The following is a 25,530-nucleotide window of genomic DNA, read 5'->3' as shown; positions in this document are numbered from 1 at the left end:
ACGTTTCTCCTTAAACCAAGGAGCAGAATACAACAAAAGAACTAGGTTTGACTACTATTTTTTCTACTTCCGAAAAAAGAGTAAACCGTCGCCCACAGGATACAAGGTATATTCCGAAACTTGGGATTTCACCTCATTCCAAAGTTCCATCACCGCCATATCGGAAGGTTTTTTCGGATCGGGGTGTAACACTCGCCCATGCCAAAGCACATTATCATACAGAAAAGTGGCCCCTTTTTTTGCCTTTGGCCAAAGGGTTCGAAATATGTTTGGGTAAGTGATTTTATCACAGTCCACAAAGAAAAAATCAAAGTCTCTCCACTGGTCCTCATCTTCTAAATAATCGAATACCGATCCCGTCACCCGAGTAACATCCATTTGGCTTTCCAAACCCATTTTTTTCGCATACACGTCTAACAAGGCCGCCTGTTCTTCGTGCCGGTCAACGGTAATGATTTTCGAAGAAGGGTTTCCGTTTACCATCCAAAGTGTAGAGTATCCGAGTCCTGTCCCTAATTCCAAAATGCGTTTGGGTTTTACGAAGGAAACAATTTGGGATAACACTCCCCCAGTGGCCGCTGTCACAATCGGGATGTTTTTATCTTTGGCATACAGTTCCATTTCTCTGAATACGGAATTTGGTTTGCAAACAAGTTCGGAATCGATGAAACTTTCGAGTCCATCGATATAAATACTCGGTCTAGGTTTCATGATTTGGGAGGTAAAAATAAAGAGATTCTGTCCTTTAATACCGAAGGGACTTTTTTACGGAGCAGGTCATTTAACTCGCGATAACTGTACCGTTTGGAAGGATGGATGAGGACAATGGCTTCGTTTTCAAATGAGGAGGCATGTTCTATGATTTCATCAAAGTGGGTATGCCCCCACTCTCTTGCCCGACTCACATCACGTTTCTCACAATAATACGTACATTCCATAAAAAGAATTTTGCTTTTCCTTACGTCTTCGTTTTCCAAAACATATTCAATTTTAGAATCACCAGAAAAAGAAACAAAGGGACTTGCGATCTCTTCTGTTGGATCAATTCCCGATTCCTTTGACTTACGAATTTCCTCGGAACTGAGTGCGACAAATTCTTTTTTTAACTTACGTTTGGTTTCATATACGGTATACCCTTGTGAAGGGACACGATGGAAACTTTGTAAGGGTTTAAAAAAATAACCGGATTTTAATTCCACTCGGTCACCATATTCCAGTCCAATCAGTTCACATTCGTAATCAAACTCTTCAATTTCTGAGTAGAGTTTTAAAATTTGTGAAAGTTTTGGTTCGAGTGCTTTGGGTACATAAATTTTTGGTTTGGGGAGTTTTCGTAAACTCCGTTGTGACACATAATACGGAATCCCACAAGAATGGTCAAGATGGGCATGGGAAAGAAGGATTTTCCCAATATGAATTTTGTCTGGATTGATAAATCCAAAATCAAACATAAAATCAAGAGAAGGACAAATGATAGAAGTCCGGATCCCACCTTCTGAGATCCCTTCAAATTTGGTTCCCTTGTATTCGAAACTTGCGCTTAACATCAATCTTCCGGTTGGACCAGTTTCACTGATCCCTTCCAAAATCCTGCGATTGATTTTGGACCAACAATCGTTGTGATCATTTTATCTGATTGGAAATAAAGTTTTCCCACTCGTTTCAAATCAGCAAGGGTAACTTTTTCAATTTCACCACGAAAGTTTTGTAAATAACCTTCTGGCATATTGTGGTCACGCCTTCTGATTTCGCTGGCAAGTGTCCGTTTATCATCTTCAAATTGGAAAACAAAGGTATTGATAATGGCAATTTTTGCTCGCAAAAGTTCTTCTTCTGTTAAAGAATCAATGAGTTTTGGTTCGATGAGTTCCTTCATCAGGTCCAAAACCTCTTTGGCAGATTCAGATTTTGTCATGGCAAAAAAAGTAATGGTGCCATAACTTTCTTGGAATTCTGTAAAACTTCCGGCTGAGTATGCCAATCCTCGGTTGTTACGAATTTCCCTCATATAATAGGAGTTAAATCCTCCACCACCAATGATATAATTTAAAACCTGAATGGCATAAAAATCAGGATGGTTGTGTTCCGGTAACACACCCGACAAAGCAATGTAAGATTGTGTGACGTCTTTTTCCACTAGTTGGATATTTTTGCCATCCTTAGAAACATTGGCACTGATTGTACTTGGTGTGATGACTTCGCTTGGTGTTGGGTTTATTGTTTCCAAATTGGGAAAAAACTTATCCCAAGATTTTAGATCGTAATCACCCGTGATGAGTAGTCGCCTCTTTGTGGCAGATAGGATTTCTTTTTGGAAACTCAAAAGTTCTTCCATTTTGATTTGATCCAAATTTGTTTTGGACATCGAAGTTCCAAGGATGGTCCCTCGGAACATGGCTTCTCTTATTTTCCTTTTCGCCAAAGAAGTAACATTGTCATTACGACGGTTAATTTCTTCGGTAAGTTTACCTTTTGTGGTGGAAACAAGACTTTCTTCTAAATTTGGTGTTTCCAAAAATGATTTGAGAATGGGCAAAATAATCGATTCTGTTTTCTTTAAGTAGGCGATTGTAAAAATAGTTTTTTCATAATCTACAGAAACAGAAAAAGATGCTCCATAAAATTCCAAAGTTTCTAAAAACTTTTCTTTGGGATAACTTTTGGAACCAGAAAGTTCCCAACTATCTTCCAATAATCGAGCAATCTCTACGGGTCGTTTTCCCAAATTCTTTTTGCCATGGTAAATTAGAATATCAGCATATACAATAGGAAACTCAGCATTTTTTAGAGAAAAGATTTCCACTCCGCTGGCATTTGTTGTTGAAGATATATTGGGAACTTCAAATTCCAATGGTGCAAACTGGATGTCCTTTACAAATTCACCCATTTCTCGTGAAAGCAATGGGTTTAGGCATAAAAAGAGGATGATGATGAGACAACGTTTCATATTTATTTTTTCCTTATGTCCTCGAGTACACCAATCACAACTAAATCTTTTGTGAGGTACTTGGGAATGAGTGATTGGATATCACTACTTGAAGTATTCATAATGGTTTGGTATTGGCTAAATAGTCCACTCCAATCGCCATATAACAACTGGTAATAACTTAATAAATCGGCAATGGTTCCATTTTTATCCATTGTTTTCATAAAGTCAGAGACCATTTGGTTTTTTACCTTTTCCAACTCTTCTTTAGGAATGCCTTGTTGTCCAATTCGATTGATCTCTTCCCAAATGATGGTTTCTATTTTATTTGGGTCCACCCCTTCGTTCGGACTAATGAAAAACACGAAATAGTTTTTATAACGTTCCCCAGGGTATCCGTTCACAGCTCCAATGTTTAAAACTAGTTTTTCTTCCAAAACCAAACGTTTGTAAAGGCGTGATCCTGTTCCTGATGTGAGGATACTTGATAAAATATCAAAACTAGCATTATCTTTATGAGGGTAAGGGGGTTTGATCCAACCCATCATCATTTGGCTGGCAGAAGGATGTTGGACCTTAAATCGTTTTTCCCCTGGAAATGATTTTTCTTCAATTTTATATGGTGGTCTTGGTTTCCCTGGTTTTAAATCAGAAAAATACTTTCGTATGATGGCTTCTGTTTCCAAAAAATCAAATTGCCCAACAACCGATATCACCATACGGTTTGGAGTATAGTGCCTTTCAAAGAAGGCTTTTGTTTCTTCAATTTTTAAATACGGAATTTCTGCTGAGTATCCAATGACAGGTTTTCTGTAAGGGTGGCTTTCAAATGCAGTGGAAAAAAACTTTTCGCGTAACACAGCCCCACCGACGTCATCGGTTCTCATCCTACGTTCTTCAATGACAACATCACGTTCTGTATAATACTCACGTAAAATTGGATTTTTTAATCGATCCGATTCAATTTTTGCCCAAATTTCAATTCGGTTGTTTGGCAATTGGATTTGGTAATTGGTTACGTCTTGCGAGGTATAAGCGTTAAACCCCATTTCTCCATTTTGCTCATAGATATAGGAATCTTCATTTTTTACGATGAACTCATCTTGTAATTGGATTAAGTTTTTTAACCTTCGGTTTAAGGTTTCAATTTCTTCTTCTAAGGCCTTTGGGACAATCTCACCTCTCGTTAATAGGTCCCTACGTTTCAGTTTCAAATCATCCAGTTCAGTCCCCCAAACTTCGATTTGTTTTTGGTATTTTTCTTCCTTTTGGAAATCGGTAGTGCCTACCGACTTGGTTCCTTTGAATAACATATGTTCCAAAAGATGGGCGGTGCCCGCTTCTTCTGGGGTTTCGTCAACAGCACCTACTAAAAATTTGATATAAAGGGCAACCGTTGGGGAAGTGCCACGTTTCATCATCACAACGGTGAGTCCATTTTCCAATTGGATGGTTTTGGTATTTTCGCGGAATTGGGAAAGGGAGGTTCCGAAAAAAGCGTCTTCTGAAAATAGGGGTAAAAATTGTAGCGTGAAACAAAGGAAAAAGATTCGTAATTTCGACATCATCTACTAGTCTTGAAGTTGGAAATGGTTCGTAAACTTCTAATTTTAACTCTCTTTTGTTCCTGCCGCCTCTTTACCATCGCCGATCCAAATTATGTGGAACGCGCCTTGCAAAACGAAACGGATGAAGGATTCATCTCACGCGAATTTTTCCAAATCAAAGTGGAAATTCCAATGACCTACCGTGAAATCCCAGGCTTTGAAAAAAGGGAGGATTGCAAAAAACGGGCTTTCAAAGAACGGGAAACCCTTTCCCTTCCCTACCTTGTCAAAATCCAAAGGCAAAAGCACAAGTTTGGTGATGGCATTGATGCCTATGCGAATTCATTAGAAGGAAAGGACAGACAAACTAGACTCATCACCAATGCACCTCAAAGCTTTGGCGTAACCGGCACGGGAACTGCACCCACGCAATCGATGGCTTCAACGAATCCATCCGCAAGCTCACAAGGCCAAGATCCAAACTTACAAACAAGTGGACAAAATTTAGGTTCTCCATCCAAACAGAACCTAGACGAAGTTAGGGGGAATCCCCAAAAACAAAAAGAGAACGATAGTGAAAATCTCCACAATTTTGCTTGGTTTTTCGACAGTTTACATCTCTACAAAGAAGATTATTCTGATAAAACAAAATGTGCTTTCCTATTCCGTAACATCCAACCTAAATTGATGGAACGTGTGGAGAAGACTCCTATCTCAGAACCTAGGAAACTATAGATGAACAAACACCTAACAATTGCAATTTTATCGATCTTAATTTCATTTTTCGCCTTCCAATGTAAATCCAAAGAAACAAAAGAGATAAAAGAAACGAAAGAAGAAGTGAAAGAAACAGTAGAAACAAAACCCGAAGAATCTCCACTCATCATCGAATTCACAAAAGCAAAAGAAGGGTTTTTAACAGACAGTTTGTTCCAAGTTGCCATCTCAAGTGTACTGCCTTCAGAAAAAGAAAGAGAAGAAGAAGCAAAAACCATTGCCGAACAAAAAGCTTTAAACCTACTGAAAACTTATACAATTCCGAATCTATCTGATAAAGGAAAAAAAGAATTACGAGAAATATCCAAAGAAGGAAAAATCGTAAACAAAAACGTTTCAGTGGGTGGCCGTTACTTCTTTCTCTACCAAATCCAAAGGCCTAACTTAAAACGTTTTGTTACAAAAGATTTAGAATGAGCACAAGTGATCCATCTTTTGTATGGATCAGCATTGTTTAGATCACAAACGACTTACTGATTTTTGCGGGAATACAAATATTCTTCACAAAGTTACAATAAAACAACTTTCCTTCCATCTGTAATTTCCCTTTCCCTTCCACTTGGAAAGTTAAGGGTTTTACATATTCAAAGTATTCTGGTTTTTTTGGATGAGTTGGACCTGTTAGTTTCAAATCAGCAGAAGTGACCTTGAGTCCTTCTGTTCCGGATAAAAAAATTCGATGTGGTGCTTCGATTTGGAATCCAAAATCTTTTGGTAAATACAATTCCAATGAGTATTTTCCAAGGGTATTTTTTTTGACTGACACCTCAATGGGGTGGGATTCAAACGCTTCCTCCGCTTGGATTTCTTTGGATTCATTGCAACTCGTGAATCCAAATCCAAGTACGGAAGACAAAATAAACAAAACTACATACCGTATCATACCCTTTAGACTTAATTTACCTTGCGAAGGACCACACATCGATTCGAATTTGTGCCTTTTTCATTATTGGAAACTTGCCAACAATTTGAAAGTTTCGTAAAATTTTGGGTCTGGACATAGGTTTTACTCCAAACAAGTCCCGTCCCTTCTGCCATGCGGACCACATCCTCATCCAAATACAGGATTGAATTTCCTTTTTTGACTTCCCCTACTTCCATCACCATGTAAGATCCTTTTTTCAATACACGGGCTGATTCTTTTAAGGTAGAACGGATGAATTCATTCCAATCACTGAGATTACTAAAGATACTGAGTTTACGGTCTTTGGATTTTCGAATGTCTAAAAACCAGTGGCGTAACCAATTGTCTCCTTCATAATCCACTTTATCTAAAAATGGAGGGGAAGTTACAATCAAATCCACGGATTCTGATTCTACATTGGGTACAGAATTCGCAGAACTCAAAGAGTAAATATTGTTTTTAGAAAATTCATGGTAAAACGGAGGGATGGGCATCGCTAAATCACGTTTCATCTTTTGCAAAATTCTAGGTTTAATTGGACGGTACTCTGGCAAAATTCCTTTTTTGGCATTATTTTTTGCCTGTGCTTCCGGTGGGATGGAAACCTGAGGAAAGGTATACACCGAAAAAAATCCAGAGCTATGACCATGTAACCGAGACAAGGCGATGAGTGAAATGAATTTCATCTCAATCGAATCATCAATCATCATATATTTTTTTAAGTTTTTAATTTCTTTTAGTGTCCTTGGATGGAAAAAAGGTAACAAATTTTTATCAAACGGGTCATCCTCTACTTCTCCTTCCAAATCCAGTGATGCCAATTTTTTTTCTAAATCGGAAAATTTCGGAACATATTGCCTAGCACTTGCTAAAAATAGAGAAAGTGGATGGATGTCATTATGAATGGCAGCATGACCTTCAATATTAGCCTGGATAGCTGTTGTACCACGACCACCAAACGGATCATATACGACCCTGTTTTTCTTTTTTAGAAATTCCTTCATAAAAAAAGAAGGAAGCTCTGGTTTGAATGATGCTCTATAACTTACTGTATGATGGATTGGATGGCCTTGTCTTTGTTTCGCCGTCCAAAATTCACCAAATATAATTTTATCGGAATCCTTTAGTAATCTGCCTGCTCCTGCCATCCTTTGCAAAAGCCTCCTCTTTCTTTCTTAAAAGATCGGAGGAATGGTAATTCTTACTGTGGATTTTTATTAAAATCTATGGGACATAGTTTTTCCAATTTGGGAAGTAAAGTTCCATTTCAGGGAATCCCTTTGTTTTCACCATAACCGTTTGATTTGTCCTTTCGTCCAAATAACGGATGCTATATGCATGTAATAACTGTCTCTCAAAGCCTAATTCTTTTTGTAAAGAATCTGTCATACCATAGTTCACAAAATCCAAAAAGATGGTTTCCCGTTTCCCATACATTTTATCGCCTAGGATCGGAAACCCCAAAAAGAGTAAACTAGCACGTATTTGGTGGATTCTACCAGTAATTGGCCGAACTAAAACCAAACTGATATTTTCTAACTCATGATAGGAAAGAGGTAAAAATTGTGTTTGGCAAGATTTTGCTTCAGAAAACTGGTTTGGTGAATAAACCATCTTCTTACGGATCGCAGAGTGGATGTCTTTTCCGATAAATCCATCCAGTTGGATTTCCTTAGAAAAATTGCCATGAACCAAAGCAAAGTATTCTTTGAACACTTGCCTGGTCTCAAATTTTTTTTGAAACCATTTCCTACTCTCTTCTGTTTTTGCAAAAATCACAATGCCTGAAGTTTCGCGGTCAAGCCTATGCACTGGGATGATTTTCGGGTATTCTTTCTCTAAAAAACTAAGCAGGGTTTGGGTTCGGTACCGACCCGCTGGGTGCATTGGGAGGTTACCAGGTTTTTCCACAAAAAGAAACTCATCTGTTTCTTTTAAGACCGAATAACTTACGTTCACTTCCGGTTCTTTGATACGGCCAGGGATCGGTTCATATTCCAGAACATTCCCATCAAACAATTGTTTTTCGGAAGATACCAAATTACCATTCACCCGAATCCTACCTTCCTTTACTAAAAACTCCCATTCGGCGGCAGAGTGGTAAGGAAATTTTTCCTTCAAAAAATCAATCACCGTTTTCCCCGCATAAGGAGGGCGTATGACTGACTGGTAACTTGTCATTTACTTGGGGTCTTCGGGGGCATCGGTAAACTCATCATCCAATTGGTTGGCAAAAGGATCTTCGTTTGGACTTTCAGATTCCATTGCAGCTTCAGATGGGTTTTCACTTGGTAAGGAATCGGGTGCCTCTCCTCCACCAACCTGACCTTCTTCTTCGGCGTTTGGTCCATCGGAAGCGGTGGTTTCTTTTGTTGGTTCCTCTTCTTTGCCCACATTCAGGAACTCTTCTAGGGTCTCAGTGTCTTTTTCTGTTAGGTTGTAGAACTGGCAACCCACTCGAAAGTTAGTTTCTTGGTTTCGAATGTTTTTGATGATCCCGCGGATTGTCACTTTTTTACCCGCATCTAAATTTAAGTCAAAGAGGATGGTTCCATTGAGTGTGACAGAACGTGAAAAAGACCTGGAAGGTGCATGGATGAAACTGATACCACCCATACTTAAGTCCATCACTTGGCACACATCTCTTGATTCTTGGAAAACTCCCGTGTTGATGATATCACGGCTTACAGCACTTGCGAATGTTTGGATTTGTTTGTACACTTCAAAATCAAGTGGTTTTTCAGATAACACCTGAACGTAACCTAAATGTACATACCCCTTGTATTTGATTGGAACACAAATTTCTGAGATAAAATTGTCAGGGATCTTGGAATTTTCAAAGATACGAAGGTATTCATCAAATGGGAAAAATGCGGGTGAGGCTGTTGCTTTTTCCTTACGATCAACGATAAAGATATCTTTGTCATAATGGTGCATGAGTCGCAGTCGATTGTCCATCCTACCTGCAAAGAAGATAGAAGACAAAGGAAATGCCTTTGCAAGTTTTGTTCGATACGCAAGTAGAATCGCATCCACTTTTTTATCATCAAATCCAATTGCCTTTGAGACATCATTCACGTTGATGATGTTATTCACCACCATACCGGTTTGGATTTGGTTTACATCCACCCTTGTTCCTTGTCTTGAAGCTGCCGTGATTTGAATTTTAACAGGAGTTAGGATTTCAATTCCGTTCCCATCACCACCAGCTAAATTGAAATGGGCAAGGAATTTGCTACCATTATGAACTACCGTTAAGACACGGTCACGATTCGGAAACTTAAGACTCGTATTTATGATGAGGGCTTTGTTTTTTAGGGCAATGATTTTGACAGGAAATTCTTTGTCTGAGTTTATGATATAAGCTGGTAACTTTCCGAACAATGCGGTAATTACCTTCAAAATACCTTCAGGGTCTTTGATTTCTTTATCCATACTCAACCGTGTTGTTTATGAAGCAACATCGAACGCTTGATGTCTACTAAAGTTTTGGCCCCAGTCACACTCATAGACTGTTTTAGTTCTTCCGAATATTTTTGTAAAAGAAATCGAATCCCTGCATCTTCACCACCCACAAGGGAAATGGCCACAGGTCTTCCGACAAGAACCGCATCAGCTCCGAGAGCCATCATCTTAAACACATCCATTCCGGAACGTACACCACCATCAACAAGGAGAGGGATTTTCCCTTTCACTTCTTCTGCAATTTTTGGTAATACCCTTGCTGTGCCAGGCATTCCATCAAGCACCCGGCCCCCATGATTGGAGACAACAATGGCAGAAAAACCACCTTCCACTGCTAATTTGGCATCCATTGGATTCATAATGCCTTTTAAAATAAACGGGAGTTTTGTTTTTTCACGGAGTTTCATGAGTTTATCGAGTGGTCTTGTCACACTTGCTAAATTCTTTTGCACCATCGTTTTAAAATTAACCGCGTCAATGTCCATCCCGATGGCGAACACTCCGTCCGCTTCCGCTTGGTTGAACCTTTCCAGGAGTAAGGATTCATCTTCCCTTGGTTTGCAAATGAGAATCCCTTTTCCTGAAACTTTTTTTAGGGCTTCCAACATGATTTTGTATTTTTCAGGCGAGGCTCCGTCACCAAGCCAGGCAAGGCTTCCATTTTGTGCAAAGGAACGAACCACCGTTTGCGCATAATCCGAGTCGGTCATCACAAAATTCATATTGGTGCCGACACCAGTCATGGGAGCAGCCATGATCGGAGTTTTTAAATCATACCCTAAAAACTTGGTTTGGATACTGGGAGATACATGTTCTCTGATATAACCCGGCAGGATTTTATATTCAGCAAGGGCTTCGTGGTTGTCTTGGAAACTTTCCATAAGGCCCACACCACCCATCCCAGGAATCCCAGAGGCACAATTTTTTCCATCACATACCTTACAAACCCAACAGATGTCTTTTCCAAATCGGATCCGAGCTTGGTCTGCAATTTCTTTTTCTGTGATGGAAAATTGTTCATCCACTTCAAATTGGATGGTTTGTTTGACTTTTTCAAATACAAGTTCTGCTTCTTTTAATGAATCGGATACAATGATAACATGACCCGACTTATCGATGTTATTGGTTGGCTCCTTGATGATATCACCAGGTTTGGACTGCAAAAAAACTTCAGATACACCTTCAATTTTTTTGATTTCCTCCACACCACTAATCGAAATGAGTTTCCCAGGCTTTGACAGTAACGACCGTTCAATGGAAACACGATTAAAAACTGGTTCTAAATTGTCTGGTGTTTCTCCCAGAGAGATAAGAAGTGCAGCACGGTTGAGATTCACACCGGTTGACAAGGGATAGGTGAAGGCTGACATAAAACCACCGGACAACCTGGCCGCAATTTCACCAATCTTCACTCCATCTTTTGTGACTTTGATATCCCCTTTGCCCGCACCTAGATGGATGCCAAGGGCTCTCATCCCACCTGCCATCACTCGTTCCACTTCATCCAAAACATCTTTTGGCAATGCGGAAGGCATATTATGACCCACCTCAATGAAGTAAGGTTCTCGTTCGATGATCCGGTCTGCAATCCCCGTCATTCGGATTTGGCCTTGGAAGGCAAGTGCATCCACTGACAGCTCTGGTCCCTCCATGTACTCTTCCAAAATCAATTCTCCCGTCGGGCAGAATCGTTTGGCATGGCGAAAGGCAACTTGTAAATCGTCACGGTTTGTGACTTTGATCACACCCCGAGCCCCCATATTGTCAGCAGGCTTCATTACGAGAGGGAACTTGAGTTCATCCAAGGCGTCCTTTGCATCTTGCATGGACCAAACCGGTGCAAAACGCGGGATGGGAAGTCCAAATTCTTTGAGGCGTTTCCGCATCTTTACCTTATTGGAAGCAGCTTCCGCATCCACAAAACGGATTCCTGGCAGTTGTAAGGCGGAGGCAACGGCGGCCACAGTCATACTGGCATCGGTCCCTGCGGTGATCACGCCATGGATGGTTGTTTTTTGTGAAAACTTTTTGGCTTCCCGAACCATTCCTTCCACATCCTTTGTGGACATGAGGATGGTTTCATCGGCAATTTGGAAACCAATGGAAGTGGGATTCATATCAGCCACAACGGTATGCAGTCGCATTGTTTTGGCTGTTTGGATGATGGGAACTTGTAACAACCCTCCACCGATGATGAGGATTGTTTTTCCTTCAACTGATTTCAAATGGGAACACTCTCCCTAGAAACTTCCAGTTTTGGTTTGATTTTTCGAGTGATGGATCCTTTTTGGATGAACCCACCTGCTAACAAATAATCTGCATTTGCCCGGTAAAAGGTAGCCGACTGGCCTGGTGTTACACTTTTTACATCTTCTAAAAATGTAACCTTCCAAGTGTCTCCAAGTGAAGTCACCTGACAAAGAACAGGTGCACTTCGGTAACGGATTTGGACTTTCATCTCCATGGACTGACCAAGACCAAGAGGTGCCAATCCTTGGTAGGTGATTTCTTCTAATACAAAGGACTCGGATACAGTTTCTTCTTCTTCTCCCAGAAAAACTGTTCCATCATCTTCAATGGAGAGGACATACAATGGATTTTTCCAAGCAATGCCGAGTCCCTTCCTTTGGCCAATGGTAAATCCTTCTTTTCCTTGGTGTTTGCCAATGATTTGTCCAGAGGCTAACTTAAAAAAACCAGGTGTGAACTCCATACCTTTCTTTTTCAGAAAAGACCTATAATCATTTTCTGGGATAAAACAGATTTCTTGTGATTCTGGTTTTTCAGCAACGGGTAAACCCATTCGTTTGGCAATCTCTCTCACTTGGGATTTGTCCATCTCACCCAAAGGGAAAACTGTATTTTTGATATTATCTTGGGACAAACCGTACAAATAGTACGCTTGGTTTTTTTTCATGTCGACAGCATTACGAATGGCATAACGACCATCCACTTCGATGACTCGTGCATAATGACCAGTTGCAATTTTTTGAATGCCTAATTTTTTTGCCTGCTCAAAGAGAGCACCAAACTTCACAAAGGTGTTACATTCCACACAAGGGTTTGGGGTCCTACCATCTTTATAATCACTGATAAAACGATCGATCACACGCTCCCCAAATACCTTTTCCATTTTGATTACGTAAAACGGAATGTTGAGAGAGAGTCCAACATCACGGGCGTCTCGGATGTCTTCCGGGGAACAACAGGATTTTTTAGTGGTATCACAGGCGGGAGCTTCGTATTCCCAAGTTCTAAGGTTCACACCTATGACATCGTAACCTGCTTCCATGAGGAGGCCTGCCGCAACAGCACTGTCCACTCCACCACTCATCGCCACTATGATTTTTTCTTTTTCTTTCACCTTAGTTCTCTTGGTGGATGATGCCGATCCGTTTCCTGGAAAAATCCCAAAACAAGGGACGAGTCCGTAAAACACCAAGTCCGATCACCCAAACCTCTTCCTTATCCTTGTCCCCCGATAAATGGAAATTCTCAAGTGAAATTCCAGTGAGAAACTCTACGTTCTGGTATTCTTCTCGAAATCCAGATTTGCATCGTAAGGTAAGGGTTTCCTTTGCCTTCCAGTGCTCCAGTGTGAGGATGGTGCCACCGGGACGGAACACCCTTTTTTCGCCCAGGGAATCCTCACCACCCGCTTTTGGTAAAATCGATAAAGTAGCCCCTGTATCCAAATGGGCAAATGAGACAAAGGATTTTGGGTATTCAAACTGGACAAAGAAATGTTCTCCCTTTTGTTTTGTAGAAAGGTATTTCAATTGGGTGCCAACGTAGGCATCGGGGTGATCACAAAACGGAGAATCACTGGAAAACCAATACAAAAGCCCCTCATCCCAAAACACACAGCTGCCTTGAAAGGCATCTTGTCCAAGTAGGCCTTGGATTCCTTTTGGTAAAATCCCTTCTCCCTTTCGGAGCCGGAGTTTTTTTTCACCTATTTGGAATTCTTTTGTCTGCGAAGGATCTGACCCTTCATAAAAACTGATATCGGAGCCTGTGTCCCATAAAAAAGAAACCTTCTCTCCTTCCTCTGATTGGAATCCAAGTAATAATAAAGACATACCAGTATCTAACACTTGTACTTTGGTGTGAGGGGGGAGGGTTCGTGGAAACGAGAAGTTTTTGGAAGATTTGTTTGTAGGGGAAGGAGATTGATTGAGGATTTGAGACTTTGGATCGTTTAGAGAAATGTTTTGTGTTGGGTTTGGAAAACAATCCCCAACACCGAGACAGAGGACAACTACACCAATTTTTTGATACAACGAGAGTGTGGGCATCTGGAATAGTCTACCGTACAATCTCTGTATTCAATCCCTGTATTGGCATCTTTTGATTTGTATTCAATGAAGCACGAGTAAGGTTGGAAATTGAAAGAAGAAAGTCCAAGGGCTCGGTTACGAATTGATTCATACACATCTGAAGGAACAGAAGGCGAAAGGTCTTTGAGTAGGTATGCAGGTTCTGCCATACTCTACCCATCGGCAAATTTCCTAATCTTTATAACAAATTGTGCGGTTTCTGCCAGAATGTTTGGCCTGGTAAAGCGCCTTATCCGCACGTTCGATGAGATCCTTGTTGTTTCTGTCAGTGGGTCGAAAACTAGAAACCCCAACGGAAAGTGTGACTTTTAAATCAGAATCATCATTTGGGTTTTTGACCACCATTGCTTCCACGGCCTTTCGGATTTCTTCCCCTTTGGCAATGGCTTCTTCTTCTGTGGCCCCTGGCATCACCAAACAAAACTCTTCCCCACCATAACGTGCAGGGATATGATGGCGTTGTGCTTTTTGGATGAGTTGTTTTGCCACCTCGATGAGGACAACGTCCCCAGCCTGGTGGCCATAGGTATCATTAAAGGTTTTGAATTTGTCCACGTCAGTGAAAAGTAAAGACAACTTGGTTCCTTTTTTACGACAACGTTCCATCTCTTCTTTGAGTTTCGTTTGGAAGTAGTGGTGGATTTTTAATCCTGTCATCATATCCACTGTGGCAAGTTCGTACAACCTTGCGTTGTCAACGGCAATCCCTGCCAGGTTTGCAAGAGTGGTCATAAATTCTTTTTCATCTTCCAAAAATTCTTCAGAAGTCATCTTGTCCCCAAGGACAAGCAGCCCATTCACCTTCCCCTTGGCATTGAGAGGGACAAGGATTTCGGCTCCCATTTTTCGTAAGTACACAATGTCAGGGATTTTGTTTAATACTTCCATCTGGAGGATTTGGTCCATCGTGATGGCCTTTGGTTTTTCCTCAAAATAATGGATGAGGGGGCTATCAATTTTGATTTCGTAGTTTTGTTCTTCTAAACTTAGCTCAAAACCTTTGATGGATTGTGGTTCTAATTTAAAAAGTCCTAAGTCAATTTCTGGCTCAAGGTACATAGCAGCATGCAGAGTTTGCAACTGCGCCAAACAAATGTTAAGAATTGCATCAATTAAATACTTATAGTCTAACGTGGAATTTAATGCACGGGAGATTTCCAGTAGTTGTTTTTGGTCGTAGATTTTTTTTTCGTAATGCTCAAAAACGATATCAGTGTTTTCTTTAAAAGACAAAACGCACCGCCAGAATTCTATATAAGATAGGAATCATTCGCTATATTTGACGCCTGTAAAGTAAGATTTTGATGGAAATCGATAAATTTCAAAACGGGTCGATTTTTGAAAGTTTCTTCTTTCATTGTGTTGACGATAAACGAATCTGAAAAACAATGGTCTTATACCGCGCGGTGGAGCAGCTGGTAGCTCGTTGGGCTCATAACCCAAAGGCCACAGGTTCGAATCCTGTCCGCGCAACCGTTATCATCCCTTTCCCAATTCCTTACTCCTCTCAGTTGCCCGTCGAATGGCATCCCGCACTGCGGTGGAAAATCCACCTCGTTCCAAAGCATCCAATCCATGGATCGTAGTCCCTCCAGGGGAGGTGACCCAATTTCGCACTTCCATTGGGTGAAGGGCGTGGTCTTTGGCACGTAACTCCCGAAAGTAAACGAGGGTTCCTTCTATGGTCTCCATGGCAAGTCCCAAGGCTTCTTCGTAACTCAAACCCTCTTGTAACCCACCTTCTGCCATCGCTTGTAAAAACGTTAGAACATAAGCAGGTCCAGAACCCGACAAACCAGTGACGGTATCCATCAATGATTCTTTGGAGATGCGAACCGATTCTCCCATTCCATATAACAGCCGTTCGGCATGAGTGACCGCTTGGTCTTCACAGTAATACCCCATCGCCCCTCGGTTTGCGACAAGAGGTAAATTCGGCATCACCCGCACACAGGTAGAGCCTTTGGGAGCGCTACTGACAAGTTGTGAATGAGAAATCCCTGCGGCAATGGAGATAAAAATCGCTGGTTTTTGGAATTCTTTTAACACGGGTTCAACAAGACCTGGTTTTACAGCGATGACAAAAAGTCCGGCTTCCTTTTCCAAACTGTCAAGGGTCGTCACCATTTGTACCCCTTCGATCGGGGACTCTTTTAGGTGGGGATCAAAGGCAAAAACCTTTGTACCTTGGGTGATGAGTGCCTTTGCCATAGCCCCTCCCATCTTACCAAGGCCCACCATTCCTACAGATTTAAACGGAGTGTGTGCCATACTCTCTTTCTCCAAATATTTTTGATCCGATCCTTACAAAATTTGAACCCAGTGTGATTGCCAATGGATAATCACCGCTCATCCCCATGGACAACTTACGTTCTGGGAAATGTTCCTCTCGGAAATTTTTTAGTTTCGTAAACACTTCTTTTGTTTCATTTAAATCACCTGAAGAAGGTCCCATACCCATAAAACCTTCCCAAATGCAATACTCATTCTGAAAACCTAACAATTTGATTTTGTTTTCAAGTAAGGTTTCCAAACTAAAACCATGTTTTGTATTTTCGCCCGTGAGATTGGTTTGTAAAAAATACCGAATTTTCTTTTTTTCTTTTTCAGCACGTTTTAATAACTCACTGAGACTGGAAAAAGAGCCAACGCCATGGGTGTATGAAAATACACCAAATAACTTACGTAAGGTTCCTGATTGCACGGGACCTATGTGGTGTACATTCACACTTGTTTCGGCATCTGGGAATTCTTCCTTTAACCTTGTGAATTTTTCAATAGCTTCCGGGAGATAGTTTTCACCAAACTCGCGAATGCCTTGCAAGTAGGCATCCCTTACCACTTCATAAGGTTTTGTTTTGGATACGGCGATGAGGATGGGCAATTGCCCATTCGTTAAAGATTTGAATTCATTTTGAATGGAATGGTAGGTCGTGATGTAATCTGACACGATTACTTGGCTAAAGCTTTTTCTAAAGAATCAATTCTTCGTTCAATTTCCAAAAACCGTTTTTCGTTTCTTTCTGATTGTGAGTTTAGTTTTTGTTCCACTTCTCTCATTCGAACTTCCAAAGAAGAACTTTGAGAAGCCGTGGAAACATTTGTTTTTTTCGAAAGGGATGAAACTCGTTTTTCTGGACTTTGGGTCTTACGTTTGGAACTAAGAGAAGATTTTTTTGATTTTGACTTTGTCGTGGCGGTCTCTGTTGACTCTTTTTCCATTTTCGTTTTTTTGGATTTGGAAACCGATTTTTTTGGTTCCGTAAACGAATCGTCTACTGGTTTTGGGGCCACTGATTTTTCTGTTAGAGACTCCTTTGCATCCCCTGCACTGGAATTTTCTTTTGTTCCTGTTTTGACTTTCTCTTTTGGAGTGATCTCCTCTTCCACACGGTCCAACTTTTCCTTCAGTCTGGATCCACTCTCTTTCGTTTCTTTGGCCTTTGCACCCGAAACCGATACAGACCTTGGTCGCCCTGCTTCCGGTTCCATATCATCTAAACTTGGTAATTCCGGAAGGCTTGTGCGATCTTCATAGGAATCGCGATTCTCTTTTTCTGATAAAGATTCTTTTGGTGGAGGGATAGTATCGGGAGATTTTGCGATTTCTCGGTCTACCACATCCACTTCTTTGTTTTTTCCGATGGTTTGGAGCTTTTGGTAAATTTCGTTTCTATAGATAAATGCGAAAATGAACGATGAAAGAAGTAGGACCACTAGAATGGCAGTTGTCAGTATTTTCAAATTGTCGCGGCGGCCCATGACGTGCGGATTCCTTTCCTTTGATACGGATAGAGTACACGTTTTTGCGCTTTCGCAAAGTGAGAAATCATGTTAAACATAAAAAAATTCACATTCTTTCTAGGTTTCTTCCTGAGTTTTGCCAGTCTTTTGTCTCTTCCGAGGCCGTATGACCCAGATGAATTGGGTCGGGTGCAAATTTTACGATCAGCACTCGCGATGGACACACATTACCTCCTCTACCTTGTAGAAGACTTTGAAGGGGAAAGGCCATGGGATTTTTACCGTGTGGATTCCTTCTTAGCCCAAACTCAGTTTGCCGCATCCATTGCCAAATCAGATGCGTTTTTAGAGGAATCGAAATTACTCAAAGAATCAGGTTTTCCAAACTTACAAAACCAAACCAGTTTCCTCTTACAAAGTTTTGTCGAAAATCCAAGGCTTGACCATTGGGAAATCAGACCGAAAGAACCCATCCTCCTCCCACTGGGCATGCCCATCCAAGGGATCCTTTGGGTGTATTCCGAAGGACATCACATCAATCTCAGTATGGGCCTCTCCCAAAAAAAATCCAAAGACTTGTATTTTGATTTAGGAACCTTAAATTTTGTTGGTTGGCGCCGGTTGGAATTCAAAATCAATTTACCAAAGGAGAATACACGTCTCATCCAATCTATGTCCTTTCCCATTTCTTTTGCTTCCTTTCGTTTGAAAAGTCTTGCCTCTCAAAAAAAAGGTGAGTTCCATTTGTACTTTGATAATTTATGTTTTGTGATTGATAAACGTACCTTCAGTTACCCAGGTTCCGAAGTGAATGATACTTGGGGTAACAAACGCTAAATGGTTTATTTCGTTTATAATGTACTCATTTTAAAAATTTGGTTCCTTCTAAAATTAAGTTCTCTGTTTTCTAAAACCATTCGATTGGAGATTTCCAAACGAAACCACTCTCTGAAAAATTTATATAAAAAAGTTCCGAAAGAGCATCCAGTCATTTGGTTCCATTCGGCAAGTGTGGGCGAACTTGACCAAGCAAAGGCTCTGGCACAAACCATTCGTCGGCATAGAAAAAATGTTTTCATCATCCAATCTGTGTTTTCTTCTTCTGTCAAAGAGTCTGCTTTTTTTGATCCATTAGCCGATGCGTATTTTTATTTGCCCTTTGACTTACCTTTTTCTTACAACAAAATCTTTCACTTGTTCCGACCCAAATTTTTGTTCATCATGGCATGGGATACTTGGCCCAATCTTTTAAAAAAAGCAAACCAGTTTGGAACAAAAACTTATCTATGTTGTGCAAGTTTATCGCAACAGTCCTCGAGGAAAAATCCTTTTGTGAAGTTACTCACAAAATCATCTTTCCGTTACCTCTCAGGCATTTATCCAAGCCATGAATTGATGGCAAAAGAATTTGAAGGACTTGTGGCAGAAGGCACTGACTTTAGAGTTTTGGGAGATACTCGATTTGAGTCGGTTTTAAATAAGTTAGAAACAGGATCACCAAACCCTCTTTTTACGGAATTTGTAAAACGAGAATCGGATACCATTCAAAAAATAAAGCCGATCATATTAGGCTCCACCTATCCCGTCTGCGAATCTTATTTTTTATCGTATTTGGCAAATGCGAACGACCAAAACAAGTATTGGATTTTCCCACATAAATGGGAACCCAAACGGATGGCAGAATTCCAAATGAAATTGATTCCTTATGGGACAGTGGGTGTTTTTTCAGAAATGAAAGCAAATGCCCCCCTTCCCCAATTTTTACTTTTTGATCTTCTGGGAATCCTTGCTTTTGCGTATCAATATGGAAGTTTTGCCTATGTGGGTGGGGCGTTTCATCACAGAATCCACAATACAATTGAACCAGCTGCCTTGGGACTTGCACTCGTCACAGGCCCAAAAGTACAAAATGCTCCTGAAGCTCTCGTTATGCAAGGATTAGGTGGTCTATTCAGGACAACAAATGAAACTGAATTCATTACCCGATTTGGGGAACTTGTCCAAAACCAAGACCAAAGAGAAAAGATGGGAAATACCAATCGAAACTTTGTTGTAGAAAACAGAGGTGCATCGGAAAAGATTTATAACCGAGTTTTTCCGTATGACAAAATCTAAAATTGCCGCTGTTTCTATCAATACCACTCCCCTTGACGTTTTAGGCAATTTTGAAACCATTCGAAGAGCCATCCTTTCCAAAGATTCACAGGATGCAGACCTAATTCTATTTCCAGAACTTTCTATCTCAGGTTATGGATGTGAAGATGCCTTTTATAGACCCAACCTTTGGGAAAAATGCCTACAAGTTTTACACCAACTGAAAACCAATTCACCTAACCAAGTGATTGTGGTGGGCCTTCCTGTTTTTGTAGATGCTTTTTTATACAATTGTATGGCTGTTTTATATGATGGAAAGATCCAGGCTTTTGTTCCCAAACTCAATTTGGCAAATACTGGGGTCCATTATGAAAAGAGATGGTTCCATGCTCCCAATGGGTTCCAAACCAAACAGGTTAGAGTCGATGGGGAGGTAGTTCCCTTTGGACATTTTGTATTTTCCTTTCGCGACTTTCGTTTTGCCATTGAGATTTGTGAAGACAGTTGGGCTTCCATGAAACCTTCCGAAACCTATAATGTGAATGGAACCGATGTCATCCTTTCGCCGGGTGCTTCTCATTTTGCGATGGGAAAACAAAACATTCGTAGGCAAATTTTTCAAGAGACCAGTCGAAACCAAAACAATTTACAAGTGTTTACCAATCTCTGTGGGAATGAATCGGGCAGGATCATTTTTGAGGGAGGTGCATTTTTTGCCTCCTGTGGAAATGTAGTGAAAGAAGGCCCACGCCTCCATTTCACTCCCTTCGAAGTCACAAGCCTTAGCTTCGATCCAAACGAAATCCGTGCATCCAAAGCCCGTAACTTCAGAGAACCAAATCCCAATTTTGTCCCAAACCAACTTCCCACCCTCGAGTTCAATCCTAACAAACAAGTGACAAATGGGAATGGTCGTTTGAAGGTCCATGACAAACGTGAAATGGGAATCGATGCTTCTATAGAAAACAAGGAAGCTCTCAGTCCCTTTGAAGAATTCACAAAAGCAGTTTGCCTTGGTCTTTATGATTATCTACGTAAGTCCAAAACCAAAGGGTACACTCTCTCTCTTTCTGGTGGAGCAGACAGTGCTACTTGTGCCCTTCTTGTTTCTTGTATGGCCGAAATGGCAAGGAAGGAAAATGGGAAAGACAACCTCACAAAACAAGGGATCAGTGATAAAAACCTACTTGTCACTTTGTACCAAAAAACAAAAAACAATTCTCAAATCACTGAAGAGATCGCAAAAACCTTAAGTGAAGAATTGGATTGCGAATTCCATTCGATCTCCATTGATGAAATGGTTTCATCTTCTGTTTCACTCATTGAATCAGTAACGGGTACCAAACTCAATTGGCAGGAACATGACTTAGCCTTACAAAATATCCAAGCAAGGGTCCGGTCCCCCCTCATTTGGTTACTGGCAAATTTAAATGGCCATTTGCTCTTATCCACTGGAAACAGAAGTGAAGCTGCCGTTGGTTATACCACGATGGATGGAGACTCTTCGGGATCCATTGCACCCCTCGCAGGTGTGAGTAAGGAATTTTTATTGGACTTACTTGATGACATCCAAAAAGGGAACAACCGTTACATCACTCCAAAACATTCCATCCAATTATTAAGGGAAACCAAACCAACTGCCGAACTGAAACCACTCGCAGAACACCAAGAAGACGAAAAGGATCTAATGCCTTATCCGATTCTCAATTCCATAGAACGGAAATTAGTGTATTTGGGAGTCAATGAGTCTGAAGTTTTGGAAGGATTAAAATCTGAATTCCCTTGGGAAACCAAAGAACAACTACTCGCCTACATTCAAAAATTTAAAAAACTATTTGGGATCTCCCAATGGAAACGAGAGAGGTTACCTCCCTCTTTCCATTTGGATGATTACGGTCTCGATCCAAAATCAAGTTACCGTTTCCCCATTCTCTCTAACGAAACTTAAGGAGGGGGTTGTAATCCCGCCTTCGCATACGCATTCGCGGCTTCCTTTTCAATTTGTTCATTTTGGAATTGGATGCTTTTTAAGATCTCTTGGAATTTTTTATCCATTTCCGGGTCATCTCCACCTTGTGATTCAATGAGGTAGTTGATGATCTCAAGCCTGTCTTTGCCTTGTTTGCGAACATGTCCATAATAGGTGGAAAGATCCGTGGCATTCGGGCTGCCACCAAACACTGAGTTTGTGGCCCTTGTGAGTTTTTGGTTGAATTCGGTTTGTTTCTTTTTGTCTTCAGCCGTCATCCGTTTCGGAATGAGGTCGTTGTCAGGAAACTGTTCCCGCAGTTCTTCAAATGCCTGCATGGCTTCTGGTGGGTATGGTTTTCCTGTTTGGGGGTTGATCGGAATTTCTCCCGCTTCCCCTGAGGCGATATTGGGATCGTCTTCATAACGCATCCCACCCGCATTGTAGTAATCAGAATCAAAGATCGAACCTGCCTCTTCCCCACGGACACCCAAGCGGTTTGTGCCTTTTGGGTTTGCGGTTCCACCGCCAAAAAGGGCAAGAGCCTGGGCACCTTTTTCTTTTTTACGACGGGTTTCGTCTTCGTCATCCCCTCCAAGCAAAAGCAGGATGAGAAAAAATAGACCAATTAGCGAAATGGAGACAAAGAGTAATTTTTTTTGGATTCCCATAGATTGAATTCCTGAAAACTTGGAAGGCAAACGAGAAACTGAATGCGTTTTCCTTCATTCCATCCAATATCCTATCTCTGCATAACTTTTCTCTCTTTTTTTCATTGTGGAGTGAACACTGACACACCTGTAGCGCCATTCGTGTTTTTGGTGCCACCTAGTGTCCCACAAATCCTCTCCGTTGTGGCAGTGAATAGCAACATAACGAATGATTTCCAACTCGATCCATTGAACCAATATTTGACACCAAGACCCGAATATGTCCTCCGTTACTTTGTGACAAACCGTGAACCTCAATTTGTCGGTTACAATCTCTATGTCACAACCGCATTCCCGGGGATCATCCAAACCATCCAAGGAGAATGGCTGGAAGATGGGGTACAACCTAGTTTCCCTCACCTCCCTTACGAAGCCTCAACCTCTTCGGCAAGGATCATCACAAAAAGGATCCGATTTGCAGTCCCACCACCAGGGACGGAGTTCTTCCAAAAATGCCAAATTTATAACTTCACTTTGCGTTCCATGCTGACAGGGGGCCTTATCTCAAACCCTTCTACAGCAGTCAGCACCTGTGCCATTCCTGGCAAGGTGAATGACATCCAAACCGATTGTGCTGTAGGAGCTGGTTGCAATACCGCGTTTTGTTCAAACCCAGCCTGCGGGACACCTTCTTCCTGTGCCCTTGGGACAGCTTGTAACCCCTGCACCAAAGGGAATAATGACCTAGCCTGTACCTGTCCCCAAGGACAAACACCTCCTGGGTGCCAATCCATTGGCCCATAAACGAGAACCAGGCACTTTGTATGTAGTGGCCACTCCCATTGGCAATTTGGGAGACATTACCATTCGCGCCTTAGAAGTCTTAAAAGACGTAGAACTTGTTTTATGTGAATCCACGAAGGAAACCAAATCCCTATTCCACAAACTTGGAATCTCAACTTCCGTCCTTGCCCTTTACAAGGACCATTCCGAATCCCCTTATGCCAACGTGATCGAACAATTGAAACAAGGAAAGTCCATGGCCCTCGTTTCCGACGCAGGAACTCCAGGGGTTTCGGATCCTGGAAGCCAAATGGTGCGGATTGCAAGGGAACACCGAATCCCCATCGTGCCCGTCCCAGGTGCTTCAGCGCTCACAGGCATCCTTTCTGTTTCTGGATTCCAAGTGAATCCCACGTATTTTTTAGGATTTCTCTCTGAAAAACCGAGTAAAAAACGCCGAGAATTAGAGAAAGCAAGGGAAATCGACGGACTCATTGTTTTTTATGAATCTGTCCATAAACTCCCTCGGTTGTATCCCATCCTTTTGGAATTGTTCCCAGAAACAGAAGTGCTTGTGGGAAGGGAGTTGACAAAGGCCTTTGAAGAGGTACTTTACTACGCAAATCCTAGGGAATTGGCGGAAAAACCACCTAATGCGAAGGGCGAATTCGTTTTTCTCTTAAACCATCGAAAAAAATCACTTAAGGGAAATTCAGAATCCACCGATATGTGATGTAGGAAGAGGACTAGAATATGAATATCGATAAAGTAGGTCGAGTTGGTGGTTACGGTTACGAACCAAAAAAACCACAAGGACCAAAGGAAACAGAATCACAAGCACCAGTGGATACGATTTCCATTTCGGATGCTGCCAAAAAAATTGCTTCAGAAGCAAAACTTCAGGCGGAAGTAAAACAAATTGCAAAACAAATTGTGCAAGCTCCACCAGAAGAAGATCGTACGGAAAAAATCAAAGCGATCAAAGAACGATTGAAAAACGGAGACTACGACACTCTTTCACCAGAGATGTTGGATAAAATTTCCGACCAAATTGCAACGTCTTTCCTCGGACAACAGTAAAAAGGACAGGTGGTGAGGGATCCTTTTTTATTGTCCTCTCCGAGGATTACTCACACTTCGCTTATTCATAGTTAGGGGATCATATGCCAGTTCTCCCCGAATGGATCAACTTCCAATTTCCCCCAAAAATACATTTCGAAATTGATTGTGGTTACAAACTTGGATCCTTTGTTAAAAACATTGGATCAAGAGTTGTACTCATCACCACTCAAAAAGAATTAGAAAACTCCGAAGAACTTTCTATCATCAAAACCAGTTTAGAAAAACACGCTGAGGGTGTGATCATCTATGATGACATCGTCGACAGAGTGCATTTCAAAGACTTAGATACCTGTGCCCATTTTTTAAGAATCTCCAATGCGGATTGTGTGGTTGCATATGGTTCGTTTGAATCGATGAATGCTGGTAAGGCGGCCTCTCTACTTGCAACCAATGATTTGTTTGCAGAAGAGCTCCTCATCGGAAGAAAACAACCGAAAAAAAAAGGATTACCACTTGTAGTGGTTCCTACAAAACCCCTACTCGGAAACGAATGTTCTCCATTTTTTTCTATCGTAGATGACAAAGATAAAAATAGAAAGTATTTCGCTCATGAATGGGCTTTCCCCGAACTAATTGTATCAGATCCAAAAATTGGAGCCGGTATGTCGAGCTCTGAAACTGCCAAAACAGGGATTTCAATTTTATCTGCAGCAGTCGATAGCATTCTTTCAAAATATGCGAATGAAATTACTTCATCCACTGCTTTACGTTCCATTGAACTTATTTCAAAAAATATTGTTCCGGCCATTCGTGAACCACGTAACCTAGGACCGAAGAACTCCATTTATGCGGCAAGTTTACTTTCAGGAATTGCCCAATCCACAAGTAGCCTTGGTCTCTGTTATGCGCTTTCACTCGCGGTGACAACTGTCACAAACCTGGATATTTTCCAAAGTATGTCGATCCTTCTCCCTCACGTGATGGAATACAACCTCACTTCCTCTGCTGGTAAATATGTGATGATTGCGCGTGCCCTTGATGAAGATGTTACCAATATTTCTGTGATTGAAGCGGCCATCAAAGCAGTGGAAGGGATTCGTAAAATTTATTTGGAACTAAGGATCCCACAAAGACTCTCTGAGTATGAAGTGAAAAAAATCGACTTACCTGGAATTGCAACCCTCGCTGCAACGTATTCATTTCTTGATTGTCTTCCAAGAGAACTTCCGAAAAATGAAATCGAAACCATCCTAGTGGCTGCGTTTTAGG

General features: G+C 41.2%; 26 protein-coding genes and 1 tRNA gene. 10 read left to right on the top strand and 17 right to left on the bottom strand.

Annotation, left to right across the window (positions count from 1 at the left end; all coding sequences use genetic code 11):
• Positions 1-63: 63 nt before the first annotated feature.
• The 4 genes from EHQ62_RS05760 to EHQ62_RS05745 are packed head-to-tail and all read right to left on the bottom strand — an operon-like array spanning position 64 to position 4,494.
• Positions 64-711: an O-methyltransferase gene (locus EHQ62_RS05760; RefSeq protein WP_135641248.1), complete on the bottom strand. Its 648-nt coding sequence runs from the start codon at positions 709-711 to the stop codon at positions 64-66.
• Positions 708-1,547 carry an MBL fold metallo-hydrolase gene (locus EHQ62_RS05755; RefSeq protein WP_135641247.1) on the bottom strand — a complete coding sequence of 280 codons (840 nt, stop codon included), beginning with the start codon at positions 1,545-1,547 and terminating at the stop codon, positions 708-710. Before EHQ62_RS05755 ends, EHQ62_RS05760 begins: the two co-directional genes overlap by 4 nt.
• Positions 1,547-2,947: a M16 family metallopeptidase gene (locus EHQ62_RS05750; RefSeq protein ID WP_135641246.1), complete on the bottom strand. Its 1,401-nt coding sequence runs from the start codon at positions 2,945-2,947 to the stop codon at positions 1,547-1,549. The genes EHQ62_RS05755 and EHQ62_RS05750 overlap by 1 nt, the downstream gene beginning before the upstream one ends.
• Positions 2,948-2,949: 2 nt before the next feature.
• A complete protein-coding gene (locus EHQ62_RS05745; RefSeq protein WP_135641245.1) occupies positions 2,950-4,494 on the bottom strand; it encodes a M16 family metallopeptidase in 1,545 nt (514 codons plus the stop codon).
• A 21-nt stretch (positions 4,495-4,515) separates the two neighbouring features.
• Between EHQ62_RS05745 and EHQ62_RS05740 the strand changes: the two genes are divergently transcribed.
• A complete protein-coding gene (locus EHQ62_RS05740; protein WP_135641244.1) occupies positions 4,516-5,208 on the top strand; it encodes a hypothetical protein in 693 nt (230 codons plus the stop codon).
• Entirely contained in the window at positions 5,209-5,667 is a 459-nt protein-coding gene (locus EHQ62_RS05735) for a lipoprotein (protein ID WP_135641243.1), read from the top strand. It abuts the gene before it with no gap.
• A 37-nt stretch (positions 5,668-5,704) separates the two neighbouring features.
• On the opposite strand, the gene mpl17 is transcribed toward EHQ62_RS05735, so the two are convergent.
• From mpl17 to EHQ62_RS05690, 9 genes are all read right to left on the bottom strand, one after another.
• The gene (gene mpl17 / locus EHQ62_RS05730) at positions 5,705-6,133 is read right to left on the bottom strand and encodes a cell surface protein MPL17 (RefSeq protein ID WP_135641242.1); all 429 of its coding nucleotides are present in this window, start codon (positions 6,131-6,133) and stop codon (positions 5,705-5,707) included.
• Positions 6,134-6,144: 11 nt separating this feature from the next.
• Positions 6,145-7,302 (bottom strand): DNA methyltransferase, encoded by a 1,158-nt coding sequence (locus EHQ62_RS05725; RefSeq protein ID WP_135641445.1) that lies wholly within the window; start codon positions 7,300-7,302, stop codon positions 6,145-6,147.
• A gap of 76 nt (positions 7,303-7,378) precedes the next feature.
• Positions 7,379-8,335, bottom strand: a complete 957-nt coding sequence (locus EHQ62_RS05720) for an RluA family pseudouridine synthase (RefSeq protein WP_135641241.1) — start codon at positions 8,333-8,335, stop codon at positions 7,379-7,381.
• On the bottom strand, positions 8,336-9,589 hold the full coding sequence (locus tag EHQ62_RS05715; RefSeq protein WP_135641240.1) for a PilZ domain-containing protein: 1,254 nt from the start codon (positions 9,587-9,589) through the stop codon (positions 8,336-8,338).
• Positions 9,590-9,591: 2 nt separating this feature from the next.
• Positions 9,592-11,844 carry an alpha-hydroxy-acid oxidizing protein gene (locus tag EHQ62_RS05710; RefSeq protein ID WP_135641239.1) on the bottom strand — a complete coding sequence of 751 codons (2,253 nt, stop codon included), beginning with the start codon at positions 11,842-11,844 and terminating at the stop codon, positions 9,592-9,594.
• Positions 11,841-12,983: a tRNA 2-thiouridine(34) synthase MnmA gene (gene mnmA / locus EHQ62_RS05705; protein WP_135641238.1), complete on the bottom strand. Its 1,143-nt coding sequence runs from the start codon at positions 12,981-12,983 to the stop codon at positions 11,841-11,843. The genes EHQ62_RS05710 and mnmA overlap by 4 nt, the downstream gene beginning before the upstream one ends.
• A gap of 1 nt (position 12,984) precedes the next feature.
• A complete protein-coding gene (locus EHQ62_RS05700) occupies positions 12,985-13,917 on the bottom strand; it encodes a hypothetical protein (protein ID WP_135641237.1) in 933 nt (310 codons plus the stop codon).
• Positions 13,881-14,108, bottom strand: coding sequence for a hypothetical protein (locus EHQ62_RS05695; protein WP_015678884.1), 228 nt, complete (start codon positions 14,106-14,108; stop codon positions 13,881-13,883). The genes EHQ62_RS05700 and EHQ62_RS05695 overlap by 37 nt, the downstream gene beginning before the upstream one ends.
• 22 nt (positions 14,109-14,130) lie before the next feature.
• A complete protein-coding gene (locus EHQ62_RS05690; protein ID WP_135641236.1) occupies positions 14,131-15,192 on the bottom strand; it encodes a sensor domain-containing diguanylate cyclase in 1,062 nt (353 codons plus the stop codon).
• A 167-nt stretch (positions 15,193-15,359) separates the two neighbouring features.
• Here EHQ62_RS05690 and EHQ62_RS05685 point away from each other — a divergent pair.
• A tRNA-Met gene (locus tag EHQ62_RS05685) sits at positions 15,360-15,432 on the top strand.
• Positions 15,433-15,438: 6 nt separating this feature from the next.
• On the opposite strand, the gene proC is transcribed toward EHQ62_RS05685, so the two are convergent.
• The 3 genes from proC to EHQ62_RS05670 are packed head-to-tail and all read right to left on the bottom strand — an operon-like array spanning position 15,439 to position 17,721.
• A complete protein-coding gene (gene proC, locus EHQ62_RS05680; protein WP_135641235.1) occupies positions 15,439-16,230 on the bottom strand; it encodes a pyrroline-5-carboxylate reductase in 792 nt (263 codons plus the stop codon).
• Entirely contained in the window at positions 16,211-16,909 is a 699-nt protein-coding gene (locus EHQ62_RS05675; protein ID WP_135641234.1) for a YggS family pyridoxal phosphate-dependent enzyme, read from the bottom strand. The genes proC and EHQ62_RS05675 overlap by 20 nt, the downstream gene beginning before the upstream one ends.
• A 2-nt stretch (positions 16,910-16,911) precedes the next feature.
• The gene (locus EHQ62_RS05670; protein ID WP_135641233.1) at positions 16,912-17,721 is read right to left on the bottom strand and encodes a hypothetical protein; all 810 of its coding nucleotides are present in this window, start codon (positions 17,719-17,721) and stop codon (positions 16,912-16,914) included.
• Between the two features lie 69 nt (positions 17,722-17,790).
• On the opposite strand from EHQ62_RS05670, the gene EHQ62_RS05665 reads away from it, so the two are divergent.
• From EHQ62_RS05665 to nadE, 3 genes are read left to right on the top strand one after another with little or no spacing between them, the layout of a single operon-like run.
• Complete coding sequence (locus tag EHQ62_RS05665) at positions 17,791-18,540, top strand: flagellar filament outer layer protein FlaA (RefSeq protein ID WP_135641232.1); 750 nt, start codon at positions 17,791-17,793, stop codon at positions 18,538-18,540.
• The gene (locus EHQ62_RS05660) at positions 18,541-19,818 is read left to right on the top strand and encodes a 3-deoxy-D-manno-octulosonic acid transferase (RefSeq protein ID WP_135641231.1); all 1,278 of its coding nucleotides are present in this window, start codon (positions 18,541-18,543) and stop codon (positions 19,816-19,818) included.
• Positions 19,805-21,745, top strand: a complete 1,941-nt coding sequence (gene nadE / locus EHQ62_RS05655; protein ID WP_135641230.1) for an NAD(+) synthase — start codon at positions 19,805-19,807, stop codon at positions 21,743-21,745. The genes EHQ62_RS05660 and nadE overlap by 14 nt, the downstream gene beginning before the upstream one ends.
• On the opposite strand, the gene EHQ62_RS05650 is transcribed toward nadE, so the two are convergent.
• On the bottom strand, positions 21,742-22,437 hold the full coding sequence (locus EHQ62_RS05650) for an LIC_20245 family lipoprotein (protein WP_135641229.1): 696 nt from the start codon (positions 22,435-22,437) through the stop codon (positions 21,742-21,744). The genes nadE and EHQ62_RS05650 overlap by 4 nt on opposite strands.
• A 42-nt stretch (positions 22,438-22,479) precedes the next feature.
• Here EHQ62_RS05650 and EHQ62_RS05645 point away from each other — a divergent pair, with 42 nt between their 5' ends.
• The 4 genes from EHQ62_RS05645 (at position 22,480) to EHQ62_RS05630 (ending at position 25,529) form a co-directional block, all read left to right on the top strand.
• Positions 22,480-23,220, top strand: a complete 741-nt coding sequence (locus tag EHQ62_RS05645) for an LIC11073 family putative lipoprotein (RefSeq protein WP_135641228.1) — start codon at positions 22,480-22,482, stop codon at positions 23,218-23,220.
• Positions 23,210-23,932: a 16S rRNA (cytidine(1402)-2'-O)-methyltransferase gene (gene rsmI / locus EHQ62_RS05640; protein ID WP_135641227.1), complete on the top strand. Its 723-nt coding sequence runs from the start codon at positions 23,210-23,212 to the stop codon at positions 23,930-23,932. The genes EHQ62_RS05645 and rsmI overlap by 11 nt, the downstream gene beginning before the upstream one ends.
• Positions 23,933-23,952: 20 nt before the next feature.
• Entirely contained in the window at positions 23,953-24,279 is a 327-nt protein-coding gene (locus EHQ62_RS05635; protein ID WP_015678753.1) for a flagellar biosynthesis anti-sigma factor FlgM, read from the top strand.
• 83 nt (positions 24,280-24,362) lie between these two features.
• Complete coding sequence (locus EHQ62_RS05630; protein WP_135641226.1) at positions 24,363-25,529, top strand: iron-containing alcohol dehydrogenase; 1,167 nt, start codon at positions 24,363-24,365, stop codon at positions 25,527-25,529.
• Position 25,530: the final 1 nt, after the last annotated feature.

Origin of the sequence: Leptospira jelokensis (genome assembly GCF_004769635.1) — a bacterium.
Lineage (GTDB): Bacteria > Spirochaetota > Leptospiria > Leptospirales > Leptospiraceae > Leptospira_A > Leptospira_A jelokensis.
This window is presented reverse-complemented; position numbering and strand designations above follow the sequence as displayed.

What these genes read in the sequence shown, in the direction of transcription:
- EHQ62_RS05695 (WP_015678884.1), bottom strand. Translation starts at nt 14,108, where the DNA reads ATGGCAGAACCTGCATACCTACTCAAAGACCTTTCGCCTTCTGTTCCT.
- EHQ62_RS05700 (WP_135641237.1), bottom strand. Translation starts at nt 13,917, where the DNA reads ATGCCCACACTCTCGTTGTATCAAAAAATTGGTGTAGTTGTCCTCTGT.
- EHQ62_RS05750 (WP_135641246.1), bottom strand. Translation starts at nt 2,947, where the DNA reads ATGAAACGTTGTCTCATCATCATCCTCTTTTTATGCCTAAACCCATTG.
- nadE (WP_135641230.1), top strand. Translation starts at nt 19,805, where the DNA reads ATGACAAAATCTAAAATTGCCGCTGTTTCTATCAATACCACTCCCCTT.
- EHQ62_RS05740 (WP_135641244.1), top strand. Translation starts at nt 4,516, where the DNA reads ATGGTTCGTAAACTTCTAATTTTAACTCTCTTTTGTTCCTGCCGCCTC.
- proC (WP_135641235.1), bottom strand. Translation starts at nt 16,230, where the DNA reads ATGGCACACACTCCGTTTAAATCTGTAGGAATGGTGGGCCTTGGTAAG.
- EHQ62_RS05720 (WP_135641241.1), bottom strand. Translation starts at nt 8,335, where the DNA reads ATGACAAGTTACCAGTCAGTCATACGCCCTCCTTATGCGGGGAAAACG.
- EHQ62_RS05645 (WP_135641228.1), top strand. Translation starts at nt 22,480, where the DNA reads ATGCGTTTTCCTTCATTCCATCCAATATCCTATCTCTGCATAACTTTT.
- EHQ62_RS05635 (WP_015678753.1), top strand. Translation starts at nt 23,953, where the DNA reads ATGAATATCGATAAAGTAGGTCGAGTTGGTGGTTACGGTTACGAACCA.
- EHQ62_RS05760 (WP_135641248.1), bottom strand. Translation starts at nt 711, where the DNA reads ATGAAACCTAGACCGAGTATTTATATCGATGGACTCGAAAGTTTCATC.
- mpl17 (WP_135641242.1), bottom strand. Translation starts at nt 6,133, where the DNA reads ATGATACGGTATGTAGTTTTGTTTATTTTGTCTTCCGTACTTGGATTT.
- EHQ62_RS05660 (WP_135641231.1), top strand. Translation starts at nt 18,541, where the DNA reads ATGGTTTATTTCGTTTATAATGTACTCATTTTAAAAATTTGGTTCCTT.
- EHQ62_RS05670 (WP_135641233.1), bottom strand. Translation starts at nt 17,721, where the DNA reads ATGGGCCGCCGCGACAATTTGAAAATACTGACAACTGCCATTCTAGTG.
- EHQ62_RS05715 (WP_135641240.1), bottom strand. Translation starts at nt 9,589, where the DNA reads ATGGATAAAGAAATCAAAGACCCTGAAGGTATTTTGAAGGTAATTACC.
- EHQ62_RS05665 (WP_135641232.1), top strand. Translation starts at nt 17,791, where the DNA reads ATGTTAAACATAAAAAAATTCACATTCTTTCTAGGTTTCTTCCTGAGT.
- EHQ62_RS05745 (WP_135641245.1), bottom strand. Translation starts at nt 4,494, where the DNA reads ATGATGTCGAAATTACGAATCTTTTTCCTTTGTTTCACGCTACAATTT.
- EHQ62_RS05650 (WP_135641229.1), bottom strand. Translation starts at nt 22,437, where the DNA reads ATGGGAATCCAAAAAAAATTACTCTTTGTCTCCATTTCGCTAATTGGT.
- EHQ62_RS05630 (WP_135641226.1), top strand. Translation starts at nt 24,363, where the DNA reads ATGCCAGTTCTCCCCGAATGGATCAACTTCCAATTTCCCCCAAAAATA.
- EHQ62_RS05725 (WP_135641445.1), bottom strand. Translation starts at nt 7,302, where the DNA reads ATGGCAGGAGCAGGCAGATTACTAAAGGATTCCGATAAAATTATATTT.
- EHQ62_RS05735 (WP_135641243.1), top strand. Translation starts at nt 5,209, where the DNA reads ATGAACAAACACCTAACAATTGCAATTTTATCGATCTTAATTTCATTT.
- EHQ62_RS05755 (WP_135641247.1), bottom strand. Translation starts at nt 1,547, where the DNA reads ATGTTAAGCGCAAGTTTCGAATACAAGGGAACCAAATTTGAAGGGATC.